The organism is Plasticicumulans sp., assembly GCF_035331805.1.
GTDB lineage: Bacteria > Pseudomonadota > Gammaproteobacteria > Competibacterales > Competibacteraceae > Plasticicumulans.
In genome coordinates this window covers 1-12,976 of the sequence record NZ_DAOLKE010000077.1, presented here as the reverse complement: position 1 = coordinate 12,976, position 12,976 = coordinate 1, and the positions used below count along the sequence as shown (strand labels likewise).

Annotated in this window: 13 protein-coding genes; 3 read left to right on the top strand and 10 right to left on the bottom strand. The window is 70.7% G+C overall.

Annotated elements, in window-relative coordinates; genetic code table 11:
• Nucleotides 1–182: 182 nt before the first annotated feature.
• Complete coding sequence (locus tag PKE44_RS07790) at nt 183–530, bottom strand: Hpt domain-containing protein (RefSeq protein ID WP_324549778.1); 348 nt, start codon at nt 528–530, stop codon at nt 183–185.
• Between the two features lie 133 nt (nt 531–663).
• Entirely contained in the window at nt 664–3,084 is a 2,421-nt protein-coding gene (locus tag PKE44_RS07785; RefSeq protein WP_324549776.1) for an ATP-binding protein, read from the bottom strand.
• Nucleotides 3,085–3,241: 157 nt separating this feature from the next.
• Between PKE44_RS07785 and cysM the strand changes: the two genes are divergently transcribed.
• From cysM to rlmD, 3 genes are all read left to right on the top strand, one after another.
• A complete protein-coding gene (gene cysM, locus PKE44_RS07780) occupies nt 3,242–4,144 on the top strand; it encodes a cysteine synthase CysM (RefSeq protein WP_324549774.1) in 903 nt (300 codons plus the stop codon).
• 31 nt (nt 4,145–4,175) lie between these two features.
• Nucleotides 4,176–4,961, top strand: a complete 786-nt coding sequence (locus tag PKE44_RS07775; protein WP_324549772.1) for a 3'-5' exonuclease — start codon at nt 4,176–4,178, stop codon at nt 4,959–4,961.
• A gap of 63 nt (nt 4,962–5,024) precedes the next feature.
• Entirely contained in the window at nt 5,025–6,371 is a 1,347-nt protein-coding gene (rlmD, locus tag PKE44_RS07770; RefSeq protein ID WP_324549770.1) for a 23S rRNA (uracil(1939)-C(5))-methyltransferase RlmD, read from the top strand.
• Nucleotides 6,372–6,410: 39 nt separating this feature from the next.
• On the opposite strand, the gene PKE44_RS07765 is transcribed toward rlmD, so the two are convergent.
• The 8 genes from PKE44_RS07765 to flhF form a co-directional block, all read right to left on the bottom strand.
• Nucleotides 6,411–7,064: an FMN-binding negative transcriptional regulator gene (locus PKE44_RS07765; RefSeq protein WP_324549768.1), complete on the bottom strand. Its 654-nt coding sequence runs from the start codon at nt 7,062–7,064 to the stop codon at nt 6,411–6,413.
• Nucleotides 7,065–7,137: 73 nt separating this feature from the next.
• Nucleotides 7,138–7,764 (bottom strand): DUF1963 domain-containing protein, encoded by a 627-nt coding sequence (locus tag PKE44_RS07760; RefSeq protein WP_324549766.1) that lies wholly within the window; start codon nt 7,762–7,764, stop codon nt 7,138–7,140.
• Between the two features lie 226 nt (nt 7,765–7,990).
• Nucleotides 7,991–8,515 (bottom strand): DUF2802 domain-containing protein, encoded by a 525-nt coding sequence (locus PKE44_RS07755; RefSeq protein WP_324549764.1) that lies wholly within the window; start codon nt 8,513–8,515, stop codon nt 7,991–7,993.
• On the bottom strand, nt 8,512–9,477 hold the full coding sequence (gene motD, locus PKE44_RS07750) for a flagellar motor protein MotD (protein WP_324549762.1): 966 nt from the start codon (nt 9,475–9,477) through the stop codon (nt 8,512–8,514). The genes PKE44_RS07755 and motD overlap by 4 nt, the downstream gene beginning before the upstream one ends.
• A gap of 81 nt (nt 9,478–9,558) precedes the next feature.
• Nucleotides 9,559–10,302, bottom strand: coding sequence for a flagellar motor protein (locus PKE44_RS07745; protein ID WP_324549760.1), 744 nt, complete (start codon nt 10,300–10,302; stop codon nt 9,559–9,561).
• Nucleotides 10,303–10,325: 23 nt separating this feature from the next.
• Nucleotides 10,326–11,048, bottom strand: a complete 723-nt coding sequence (locus PKE44_RS07740) for an RNA polymerase sigma factor FliA (protein WP_324549758.1) — start codon at nt 11,046–11,048, stop codon at nt 10,326–10,328.
• Between the two features lie 38 nt (nt 11,049–11,086).
• Nucleotides 11,087–11,959 carry a MinD/ParA family protein gene (locus PKE44_RS07735; protein WP_324549756.1) on the bottom strand — a complete coding sequence of 291 codons (873 nt, stop codon included), beginning with the start codon at nt 11,957–11,959 and terminating at the stop codon, nt 11,087–11,089.
• The coding region (gene flhF / locus PKE44_RS07730) for a flagellar biosynthesis protein FlhF (protein WP_324549753.1) at nt 11,946–12,976 on the bottom strand (1,031 nt) is incomplete at its 5' end. The genes flhF and PKE44_RS07735, both read right to left, overlap by 14 nt.

The window sequence follows — 12,976 nt, the reverse complement described above, 5'->3', positions numbered from 1 at the left end:
ATCGACACGATCGCTGCCCACTGCGAGTCGTGTTGCCCCTGTGCCTCCGCGACCATGCGCACGGCGCGCTCCTGAACCTCGGGCGAAAACTTCATTGATGCTTTCATGGCTCCATCCTCTCAAAGGCGGAAGCCTCCACGAAACCCGGGGCGGTTCACTGCGCAGCGGAGCGTTCCGCCGATTCATCCGGGCATCTTCGGCGCAGCCGCAATGAATCTGCCGATCTCGTCCAGCACCGAGCGCGTGCCGGTCTCGATGTCCGCGTCGGCGGCACCGTCCTCGATGGCGGCTTCCAGGGCCCGGCTGACGGCGAGCAGCCGCACCGCGCCGCAGTACATCGCCGAACCGGCGAGCTTGTGCACGCGCGCGCGCAGCGCCTCGCGCTCGCCGTCGGCGGCCAGATCGGTGATCACGAGCCTGGCCTCGGGCAGTTCGTTCAGGAACAGGCCGAGCAGATGCGTGGCGATCGCGGCACGGTTGCCGGTCACGCGCAGGGCTTCCTGCGGGTCAAAGACGGGAAGTTCAGTCACGTGCGCTCCTTGGTTGTCGCATTCCATGGCATGGCTCCGGTGTTCTCTGCTCCGCGGCGCGCCTCCGGCGGCTGCGGGTGCAGTGGTGGGGGTTCAGAAGCCGGCCGGCGGCCCGTCGGGTCGCGCCTGCACTTCAGGCCTGCACCTGCGGATCGGGCAGGTGGCAGCGGTTGCCCCATTTCAGCAGCGTCGCGACCAGGGCTTCCTCGGTGACCGGCTTGATGACCTGATCGTCGATGCCGGCGGCACGATAACGCCCGGCGTCGCTCGGCAGGATCTCGGCGGTCAGCGCGACGATCGGCGTATCGCGGTTCGGGCCGGCCGCGCGGATGCGCCGCGTCGCCGACAGGCCATCGAGTTCGGGCATCTGGATGTCCATCAGCACCACGTCGTAGTCGTGTCCGGCGCAGCGCTGCACGGCCTCCAGCCCGTTGGCCGCCTCGTCGACCTGCGCACCGAGCTGCTGCAGGAACAGCCGGGCGAGCTGACGGTTGATCAGGTTGTCATCGGCGAGCAGCACGTGCAGCCCCTGGGTACCGGGCGTGCTGTGCGCCGCCGGCACCGTCGTCGAAGCCTGATCCGGCAGTGGCGTGCCGGCGTGGCGGGCGAGCAGCGCATCGAGCACCGGCAGCACCTCGCGCGACACCGGCGGACGGGCGATCTGCCAGGCCTGCAGCCGGCCGTAGGCGAAGCCGCCGTTGCCGGGCATGGCGGCCTCGGCCCCGCCGATCAGCAGCAGCCCGCCCTCGACCGGCTGCTCGCGCGCGCGCAGCAGCTCGGGCAGGGCCTGACGGGCGCCCGGCAATGTGCGCAGGTCGATCGCGATCAGCAGCGGTCCCGGCGCCGGCGGCTGCGACAGCGCTGCCTCCAGCTCGTTCACGTCACGGCAGAGGCTCGCCGCCACGCCGCGCAGCGCCAGGATGTGCGTGAGCGCGCGCGCCAGCGTCTCATCGCGCATCGCCAGCAGCGCCGGCATCGACACCGGCGGCGGCACTGCCTCGGCGCCCTCGCCGGCTTCGGTGGCGAGCAGCCGATCGAGCCGCAGCGTCGCCTCGAAGCACGCGCCCTCACCGGGCACGCTCTCGGCGTGGATGTCGCCGCCCATCATCTGCACCAGGCGCCGGCAGATCGCGAGTCCGAGACCGGTGCCGCCGTGGCGGCGCGTCGGCGAGGTGTCGATCTGGTCGAAGGCGCTGAACAGGCGTGCGCGGTCCTGCGGCGCGAAGCCGATGCCGGTATCGAGCACGGCAATGCCGAACGTCACGGTCTTCGCGGTTTCGGAGCACAGCCGCACGCAGACCTCGACCTGGCCGCGATCGGTGAACTTGACGGCGTTGCTGACGAGGTTGGTGACGATCTGCGCGATGCGCGGCCCGTCGCCGATCAGCCCCGAAGGCAGCTCGGGCGCCACGTCGAGCACCAGCGACAGGTTCTTGGCGTGCGCGTTCGGGGCGAACAGCAGCACGGCGTTCTCCAGCAGCTCGCGCAGGTCGAAGGGCTGCTGCGCGAGTTCGAACTTGCCGGCCTCGATCTTCGAGAAGTCGAGGATGTCGTTGAGGATGGTCATCAGATGCCGTGCCGAGGCACGGATCGTCTGCAGATGCCCCTGCTGGGTGCGGGACAGCTCGGTCTTGGCCAGCAGCTCGACGAAGCCGAGCACGCCGTTCATCGGCGTGCGGATCTCGTGGCTCATGTTGGCGAGGAATTCGGATTTGACCTGGCTCGCGGCCAGTGCCTTCTTGCGCGCGATGTCGAGCTCGGCGTTCTTGATCTCGAGTTCCTCCAGCGTCTCGTGCAGTTCGGCCATGGTCTGCTCGTCGCGCGACATCAGCGTCTGGCGCTGCTCGCGCAGCAGCCGGGCGATGGCACTGATGCCTTCCTCCAGCGCATCGAGCGGCCCGCCGTCGTCGCCGCGGCGCAGCGGCGGCTCGAACTGGCCGTTGCGCAGCCGGTTCAGCAGGCGCTGCACGCGTTCGAACGGCGTCAGGATCGCGATCGAACCGAGGCTCGCGGCCAGCAGCCCGAACAGCGCCCCGAGCCCGAGCAGGCCGAGCGTGTCGATCAGCACGCTGCTGCGCAGCGCGAACAGCGGCGCGCGCGACAGCTCGATGTGCACGCGCGCCGGCCCCGGCAGGTAACCCGGCCCGGGGCTGATGTCCGGCGTCAGGCTGGCGGCCAGCGCCCCGCGCACCGGTGCCTCGAAGCCGAGCGAGGCTTCGGGCTGCTCACCGGCGTTGCCGTTGAGGCGCTGGCTGCTGCTGCGCTGTTCGCGCACCAGCGTCTGGCCGTCGAGGCCGTCGATGCTCACGGTCAGCACGTCATCGAGGGCGAGCAGCCCGAGCGCGTAGCGGCGCAGGCGCTCGCGTTCGAGCACCGGATCGCCCTCCAGGGCCAGGGCCGCCTGGCGCACCAGCGTCGTCCCGCGGGTGTTGATCTCCTGCACGCCGGCCTGATAGCGCTCGTAGCCGAGCCAGGCCGAAGCGAGCGCGGCCAGCCCCAGCACCGGCACGAAGGCAAGCAGCGCGATGCGCGCCGGCAGACCGGAGAAGATCATCGCTCGGCACGCCGGCAGGCGTGGATCAGGACAGCAGCAGGCAGCGGCAGGAGGAGCATCGGACGGCAGGGGCAACGGCCGGGCGGCCGGAACGGGCCGTGTATACTAGCCGGCCCGCCTGAATGCGGCGCCCCTGCCCCATCCGGACCTGCCGCCCATGATCGACCCGTCCCTGTTTCCGACCCTCGAAGACCTGGTCGGCGAAACCCCGCTGATGCGGCTGCAGCGCCTCGGCCGCGACCTGCCCGGCCTCGTGCTCGCCAAGCTCGAAGGCAACAACCCGGCCGGCTCGGTCAAGGACCGCCCGGCGGTGTCGATGATCCGCGAGGCCGAGGCCCGCGGCGACATCCGCCCCGGCGACACGCTGATCGAGGCCACGAGCGGCAACACCGGCATCGCGCTGGCGATGGCGGCGGCGATCAAGGGCTACCGGATGATCCTGATCATGCCGGACAACCTGTCGCTGGAGCGCCGGGCGACGATGAAGGCCTTCGGCGCCGAGCTGATCCTCGTCACCAGAGCCCAGGGCATGGAAGGCGCACGCGACCTGGCGCTCTCGATGCAGGCCGAGGGCAAGGGCCGCGTGCTCGACCAGTTCTCGAACCCCGACAACCCGCTCGCGCACTACAAGTCCACCGGCCCGGAAATCTGGCGCCAGACGCAGGGCCGCATCACGCACTTCGTCAGCTCCATGGGCACGACCGGCACGATCATGGGCGTGTCGCGTTACCTCAAGGAGGTCGCGCCGCACGTGCAGGTCATCGGCGTGCAGCCGGCCGACGGTGCGCAGATTCCCGGCATCCGCCGCTGGCCCGAGGCCTATCTGCCGAAGATCTACGAGGCCCCGCGCGTCGATCGCATCCTCGACGTCAATCAGGCCGATGCCGAGGCGATGACCCGCCAGCTTGCGCGCGAGGAAGGCCTGTTCTGCGGGATTTCCTCGGGCGGCGCGATGGTCGCGGCGCTGCGCATCGCCGCCGAAACCCCGGACGCGCTGATCGTCAGCATCGTCTGCGACCGCGGCGACCGGTATCTGTCGACCGGCGTGTTCCCGGACTGACCGGACTTACAGTACTTACAGTGAAGCGCCCGTGAACGTCCTCGTCTTCGACATCGAGACCATTCCCGACACCGACGGCGCCCGCCGGCTTGATGCCGGACTCGCCGGCCTCGATGACGCGCAGGTCGCCGATGCGATGTTCCATCTGCGCCGCCAGGAAACCGGCTCGGACTTCATCCGCCACCACCTGCAGCGCGTCGTCGCGATCTCGGCCGTGCTGCGCTCGGGCAGCCAGCTGCGCGTCTGGTCGCTCGGCACGCCGCAATCCGGCGAGGCCGAGCTGATCCAGCGCTTCTTCGACGGCATCGGCAAGTACACGCCGACGCTGGTGAGCTGGAACGGCAGCGGTTTCGACCTGCCGGTGCTGCACTACCGCGCGCTGCTGCACGGCGTGCAGGCGCCGCGCTACTGGGAGACCGGCGATTCCGAACCGGGCTTCCGCTACAACCACTACCTCGCGCGCTTCCACTGGCGGCACACCGACCTGATGGACGTGCTCGCCGGCTACCAGCCGCGCGCCTGCGCGCCGCTCGACGAGATCGCGACGCTGCTCGGCCTGCCCGGCAAGCTCGGCATGGACGGCAGCAAGGTCTGGGACGCCTACCGCGCCGGCCGGCTCGATGCGATCCGCGCCTACTGCGAGACCGACGTGCTGAACACCTATCTGGTCTGGCTGCGCTTCGAGCTGATGCGCGGCAACCTCGGCCCCGAGGGCTACGCCGGCGAATGCCGGCTGCTGCGCGACTGGCTCGTCCAGAACCCGCAGCCGCATTTCGACGAGTTCCGCGCCGGCTGGACGAACTGCCCCGGGGACTGACGGCTGTCGCCGCCCCTGCCCGCCGCCTTCGTATCCCCCCTCCCTGATCCGGTTTCCGCTCCGATGGCCCGTCGTCACCACCGCAAACCCCGCGCGCCGGAAGGCGTGTTCACCGCCCGCATCGACAGCCTCGCCCACGACGGCCGCGGCATCGCCCGCGTCGACGGCAAGGTCGTGTTCATCGAAGGCGCGCTGCCCGGCGAGACCGTCGAATACCGCTATCTGGCCACCCGCGGCGGCTACGACGAGGCGCTGACCACCGGCGTGCTCGAAGCGAGCCCCGAGCGCGTGGCGCCGCGCTGCCGGCACTTCGGCGTCTGCGGCGGCTGCAGCCTGCAGCATCTGGCGGCCGACCGGCAGATCGCGTTCAAGCACGACCAGCTCGTCGAGAACCTCGAACGCATCGGCCGCGTGACGCCCGCGCACTGGCTGGCGCCGCTGACCGGCCCGCACTGGGGCTACCGTCAGAAGGCGCGGCTCGGCGTGCGCTTCGTGCCGAAGAAGGACAAGGTGCTGGTCGGCTTTCGCGAGAAGCACGCGCCCTATCTCGCCGACCTGCTCGGCTGCGAGGTGCTGCACCCGAGCGTCGGCACGCGCATCGAGGCGCTGTCGGCGCTGATCGGCAGCCTCAGCATCAAAACCCGCCTGCCGCAGATCGAGGTCGCGGTCGGCGAGGACGGCGTGGCGCTGAACTTCCGGGTCATGGACCCGCCGAGTGCCGAGGACTGCGAAAAGCTCGCCGCCTTCGGCCGCGAGCATGGCATCCGCATCCTGCTGCAGCCCGGCAATGCCGGCTCGACCCATGCGCTGTGGCCGGACGAGATCGCCGACCTGCACTACCGGCTGCCGGCGTACGACGTGGAACTGGCGTTTCGCACGCAGCACTTCACGCAGGTCAACGCCGACATCAACCGGCAGATGATCGCGCGTGCGATCGAACTGCTCGACGTGCAGCCGGGCCAGCACGTGCTCGACCTGTTCTGCGGCCTCGGCAACTTCACGCTGGCGCTGGCGCGCGTCACCGGCGCCGAAGGACGGGTCAGCGGCGTCGAGGGCGAACCGGCGCTGGTCGAATGGGCCGGGCGCAACGCCGCGGCCAACGGCATCGGCAACGCCGGCTTCCATGTCGCCGACCTGACGACCGACATCACGACGCAGACCTGGCGCCAGGCGCGCTACGACCGCATCCTGCTCGACCCGCCGCGCTCCGGTGCGCTGGAGATGATGCCGCACGTCGCCGCGATGGGCGCCTCGCGCATCGTCTACGTCTCCTGCCACCCGGCAACCCTCGCGCGCGACGCCGCCGAACTCGTGCACACGCACGGCTACCGGCTCGAAGCCGCCGGCGTCATGGACATGTTCCCGCACACGACGCACGTCGAATCGATCGCGCTGTTCGTGCGCGACTGAAAAGCCGGCACGGCGCAGGCGCCTGCGGCCCGCGGTCGTTCAGTCCGCGCGCGGCGGCGTCATGCGCCCCGCCACCTCGGCCGCCATCACCGCAGCCCGGGAAGTGCCGAGTGCCTGCAGCCCCGCGATCACGCCGTCGCGATTCGCCGCCGGCTGATTCTGGCTGAGCTTGCATTTGCCGCTCAGCCGCTCGATGCGCAGCTCCAGCCCGACGATGGCGCCGAGCATCTTGTCGAGGTAATCGGCCGGCGCATCGCCGACCGCCCACGGCGCGGCGGCACCGGCTTCCTGCTGCTGCGTCAGCGCCGTGACCTGCCGGCGCAGCCAGTCACGGTCATCGATCGCGCGCAGCCGGCCGTAGGCCTGCACGATCACGTAATTCCAGGTCGGCACGACGCGGCCGTGTTCCTGCTTGGCCGGATACCAGGCCGGCGACACGTAGTGCTCGGGGCCGTGGAAGATCGCGAGCGCGTCGATGCCGCCGGTGCCGGCCCGCGTCCACAGCGGATTGGCGCGCGCGCAGTGGCCGGCGAGCGTGCCGCACGGTCCGGCGGCGGCATCGAGGAGCAGCGGCAGCGGGTCGGCATCGAGGCCGTCGGGGCCGTGGATGACGAGGCTCGCGAGCGGCGCGGCGCGCATCACGGCATGCAGCACGTCGAGGCGGGTTTCGGTGAAGCTGGCGGGCTGGTACATGGCGCGGACTCCGATGCAGGGCCGGGGCGACGGGCGAACATAGCCGGAAAGCCCGGGATCCTGCCGGTTCCCGTCAGCAGCACTGCCACAGAAACCGGCCCTCCTGCTCGGCCTGGTCGATGAACGCATAGCCGATGCCGGCATCGCCGAAGTTCACGTAGAAAGGCACGGTGGTGGAATCGAGCTGCAGCAGCAGCTTCCAGTCGCCGGGCTGCGGAAACTCGTCGCCCTGCAGGAATCCGGGGGTTCCGCCGACCTTGCTGCCTTCCAGCGCCCGCGCCCGGGACTCCTGCTGCTCCTGCGTCCATTCGCCGCGCACCGATTCCGGCTGATGCCCGGGCTCCTCCACGAACCGAAGCTGCACCCGGAATTCGACGGCCTGCGGCTGCAGCTGCACCTCCCCGGCGACTTCGGCCATCCGGTACAGCGACGGTCCCTGCGCCAGCGCCACGGCCGGTCCCGTGAAGTGCCCGGGCTGCACGACGACGGCGTTCTCCCCGCCCTCCGGCTCCCAGGTGCCATCGACGTACTGCTCCGGATCATCGGTCATGAACAGATACGCCATGCGGCCGCCGGTCCCGGCAAAGAGCGGGGCCTCCAGCGCCACCTGCGCGATGAAGCGCATCGGCTGGCCGGTCGCGCGGCTCAGCGGCCATTGCGGGGCTTTCAGCCAGCAGGGCTGCCCGCCGAACTTGGTCACGCAGGCCGTGACCGCTTCGCGGACGGGTTCGAAAAGGAGGGTTCCAGCACGGGCCATGATGGCGGTTCTCCCCGGATTCCTGGCGCTGCCGCCGCAGCTGTGCACGGCGGCAGGCGATTCCAGGCCGCGATCCGCGGGCGTGTCAACCGGCATCGGGCCGGAGCCGGGTGCGACCGCGATCCGCCCTCAGGCACCCCTCAGGCACCGGGGCCGGAACCCGGCGGCTTCAGCGCCCCGAACCTTCCTGCTTGGCGCCCGGCTTCGCATGCACGCGCATCAGCAGCTCGGCCTCGCCGCGCGACAGCCCGCACAGCTCGACGAGTTCATCGGCCGAGGCCCCGCGCGAGGCCAGGCGCGTGGCGAACTCGATCGACTTGCGTTCGAGTTCGGTGCGCACGCCGACCGGCTGCGCGGCCTCGGCGCGGCGTTCGAGGTCTTCCTCGATGCGTCCGAGCCGCTGGCCGAACACGCCGAGCGCCGCGGACAGCGCGCGCACGTCCAGGCGCAGCGCCTCGGTGGCCGCGAGCGTTTCGGTGTGGGATTTCTGCAGCTCGGCCTGCAGCGCCGTCTGGGTCGCGGCCAGCGCGCGCAGCTCGGCGAGCAGCGCCGCGCCCTCGCTGGCGCTGTCCTTCGCCTGCGTGAACGCCGCCTGCCAGCGGCGGTGGACGATGACGGCCAGCGCCACCAGCACGATGTTGGCGACCACGATCGCGGTGATCGCGACGCCCCACAGCAAGGCTTCGGAGTTCATGGCGCAGTCCCGGCGGTATCGGTGGCACGCGGGCCGTTGGTGCCGGCAGCGTCCGGGTCGACGGCGACATCGGCGCGCGGATCGGGCTGGTTCAGCACGACCATGACCACGCGCCGGTTGCGCAGCCGGCCATCGGCGCTGGCATTGTCGGCGACCGGGCGGTGCTCGCCGTAGCCGATCGCGGCCATGCGCTGCGCATCGACACCGGCGTGCGCGAGCACTTCGACGACACTGGCCGCGCGCGCCGCCGACAGTTCCCAGTTCGACGGATAGACGGCGTTGCGGATCGGCACGTTGTCGGTATAGCCCTCGACCTGCACGCGGTTCGGCAGGTTCTTCAGCACGCCGGCGATGCGCGCGAGCGGGTCCTGGGCCTGGTTGTTGATCTGCGCGCTGCCGCTCGGGAACAGCAGGTTGTCCTTGATCTCCAGCTCCACCCAGTGCTTCTCGCGGCGCACCTCCATCTGCTGGGACTGCAGCATGTCGGTCATGGCGTTGCGCAGGGCACCGGCGACCGCGTCGAGCTGCTGCTGGCTGGCATCGGCCGGCGGCGCGCCGGGCTGCGGCTGCTCGGCGTGCGGGGCGTTCTCCGGCACCGGTCGCGCCAGCGGCGGCGTCTGGCGGTCGGGGCCGGTGCTGCGATCGAGCACCGGCCGCTGGTCCGGACGCATCGGCGGCGTCGGCAGCGGGCGCAGGTCCGGGGCGATCAGGTTGGGCTTGCGTCCGTCCTGGGGGTCGGAGAGCGCCTGCGGCTCGGAGCCGATCGGCAGCGCGCCGCCGCTGATCGGCGAGCGGAAGGCCGAATAGAGGTTCTCGGACAGCACGCGGTACTTGCCGGCGTTGACCGAGCTGATCGCGTACATGACCACGAAGAACGCGAACAGCAGCGTGATGAAGTCGGCGTAGGAAACCAGCCAGCGATCGTGGTTCTCGTGGTCGTCGGCACGGCGGTGATGGCGCATGGCTGCGGGTTCCGGACAGGCGGTGCGGGCGGAATGACGGAAGGCGGAGGGCGGATGCAGCCGCCGGGGATCAGCGCCGCTTCATTCGTGGATGAAGCCGCGCAGCCGCATCTCGATGTTGCGCGGGTTCTCGCCGGTGGCGATCGCGAGCACGCCCTCGATGACCATCTCGGCGAGCTGGGCCTGGCGGTTGATCACGCTCTTGAGCTTGTTGGCGATCGGCAGCAGCACGAGGTTCGCGAAGCCGACACCGTAGACGGTCGCGACGAAGGCCGCGGCGATGCCGCTGCCGAGCTTCGACGGATCGGCGAGGTTCTCCATCACGTGGATCAGACCGAGCACGGCACCGAGGATGCCGATGGTCGGCGAGTAGCCGCCCATGCTCTCGTAGAGGCGCGCGGCGCGCAGTTCGAAGTCCTCGCGCGCGGCGAGCTCCATCTCCATCGCGTGGCGGATGGTCTCGGCATCGGCGCCGTCGACCAGCATCTGCAGGGCCTTGCGCGTGAACGGCTCGGTCTCGCGCTCGATGATGTCCTCCAGACCGAGCAGGCCGGCGCGCCGGGCGATCTGGCTCCAGCCGACGATCTTCTCGATCAGTTCCTCGTGCGTGGCGGGCGGCGGCACGAACACCCAGCGCAGCCGGCGCAGCGCGCCGCGGAACACGGTCATCGGCGTGCCGAGCAGGCTCGCGGCGATGGTGCCGAGCACGACGATCACGAAGGCCGCCGGGTTGAACAGCGATACCAGGCTGCCGCCTTCGATCAGATGGCCGCCGATGATCGCGACCAGCGCGAGCACGATGCCGGCGAGACTGAGGATGTCCATGGGCGTAGGGGCTCCCCGGTCGCTCAGCGCAGGCGGGAGCGCAGCCGCGCGACGGCCTGCGCGTGGATCTGGCAGACGCGCGACTCGCTGACACCGAGCACCGCGCCGATCTCCTTGAGGTTCAGGCCCTCGTCGTAATAGAGCGCCAGCACGAGCTTCTCGCGCTCGGGCAGCGCATCGATCTGCGCGGAGACGGCGCCGAGCAACTGCTCGCGCGCGGTTTCCTCCTCGGGACCGGCCTCGGTGGAGGCGAGCTGCGCAAGCAGGCCCTCGCCTTCGTCCTCGCCGTGCTCGTCGTCATCGAGCGACACGAGCTTCTGCCCGCGCAGCTCGGTCAGCGTGTCGTGGTACTCGGGCAGGCTCAGGCCGAGGCGCAGCGCGACATCGGTGTCCTGGGCCTCGCGGCCGGTTTCGGTCTCGATCGCGCGGATCGCGGCGGCGACCTCGCGCGAGCGCCGGTGCACCGAGCGCGGCGTCCAGTCGCCGCGGCGGATCTCGTCGAGCATCGCGCCGCGGATGCGCTGTTCGGCGAAGGTCGCGAAGCTCGCGCCCTGGCTGGCGTCGTAGCGGCGCGCGGCCTCGATCAGGCCGAGCATGCCGGCCTGGATCAGGTCGTCGATCTGCACCGAGGCCGGCAGGCGTGCGAGCAGATGACAGGCAATGCGCTTGACCTGCGGCGCATGCCGGGCGACCAGCTCGTCGAGTCCGGGTCGGGCAGGCGCGTAGGGACAGGATGCGCGCAACATGGTGTCGGGTCTCCCGTGGGGCGGCGGGGCGCGGCGCGTCAGCGCACGCCGGCACCGACCAGCCGTTCGAGGAAGAACTGCAGATGGCCGCTCGGGCCGGCCGGCAGCGGCCAGCGCTCGATGTTCTCGGCAAGGCGCAGGAAGCTCGCACTGGCGCGCGCACTCGGAAAGGCATCGACGACGGCCTGCTGCATCTGGATGGCGCGGCGCAGCTGGGCGTCCTCCGGGATGCTGCCGATGTGCGACAGCGTCACGTCGAGGAAGCGGTCGGTGACCTTCACGAGCTTGGTGTAGAGGTCCACGCCCTCGCGGTGACCGGCGACGCGGTTGGCGAGCACGTGCAGGTGGTCGACGCCGTAATCGCGCGACAGCAGCTTGATCAGCGCGTAGGCGTCGGTGATCGAGGCCGGCTCGTTGCAGACCACGACCACGACCTCCTGCGCGGCGCGCGCGAAGGTGACGACGCTGTCGGAAATGCCGGCCGCGCAATCGACCAGCAGCACGTCGAAGGCATCGCCGAGCTCGCTGAAGGCGCTGATGATGCCGGCGTGCTCGACCGGCGACAGCTCGGCCATGCGCTTGATGCCGGAGCTTGCCGGCACGATGCGGATGCCGTGCGGGCCGTCGAGCAGGATCTCCTCCAGCGTCCGCTCCCCGGCCAGCACGTGCGCGAGGTTCCAGACCGGATGCAGGCCGAGCAGCACGTCGACGTTGGCAAGCCCCAGGTCGGCATCGAGGATCAGCACGCGGCGGCGCAGGGTGGCGAGCGCGACGGCGAGGTTGATCGTCGTGCTGGTCTTGCCGACGCCGCCCTTGCCGCTGGCCACGCAGATGACGCGGACCGGATTCTGGGGCGCGGCACGGCGTGGCGCGCTGCCCTGCTCCGGACGCATCGCTTCACTGGCAGGCATTTACGATTCTCCTTCCCCAGGTGACCAGCATCGCGTCATCGGCGATGCCGCAATCATCGAGCTGCTGGTCGAGTGCCGTCGCCATCAGGGTCTCGGCGCGGGCACTGACGATGTCTTCGGGCACGCGCTGGCCGTTCGTGAACCACGCGAGCGGCAGGCCGGTGCGATACAGCAGCGACAGCACGCCGGCGATGCGCGCGGCCTCGTCGAGCTTGCTGAGGATGCCACCGGTCAGCTGCACGCCGGCGAAGGCCTGCACGCTCTCGCCGAGCGCGGCCGGATGACCGTTGGCCGGCAGCACCAGATAGTTGTGGATGGCCGGCGCGGTCTGCAGCATGCCGATCTGCTGCGCCAGCCGCACGTCGCGCAGGCCCATGCCGGCGGTGTCGATCAGCACCAGCGACTTGTCGGAGAAATCCGACAGCGCCTGACGCAGCTCCGGCGCATCGCCGGCGACGCGCACCGGCAGGTCGAGCAGCATGCCGTAGGTGCGCAGCTGATCGTAGGCGCCGATGCGGTAGCCGTCGGTGGTGATCAGGCCGACCTTGCGCGGGCCGTGGCGCAGCGCGTAGCGCGCGGCGAGCTTGGCGACCGTCGTGGTCTTGCCGACCCCGGTCGGGCCGACCAGCGCGATGGCGCCGCCGCGATCGAGCGGATCGTCGTCCATCGTCACGATGCCGCGGTGCAGCTGGCCGAGCGCGGACTGCCAGGCCCGCTCGTTGTCGGGCTCGCTGAGCGCGGCATCGCAGAGTTCGTAGCAGAGCTCGGCGTCGAGGCCGAACTTCAGCAGGCGTTCGAGCAGCTCGAAGCGCCGCGGCTGACGCGAGCCCTCGCGCCCCCAGGCGATCGAGGTCAGCTGCTGTTCGAGCAGCTGGCGCAGCGCCGAGATTTCGGTCTGCATCTGCGTGATCACCGGGTCCTGCGCCCAGGTGACGTTGTGGCGGGCGCCGGATTCCTGACGCGCCGGCGCGGCAGCGGCCGCAACGCCCGCCGACCGGCTGGCGGCCGGGCGCGCCT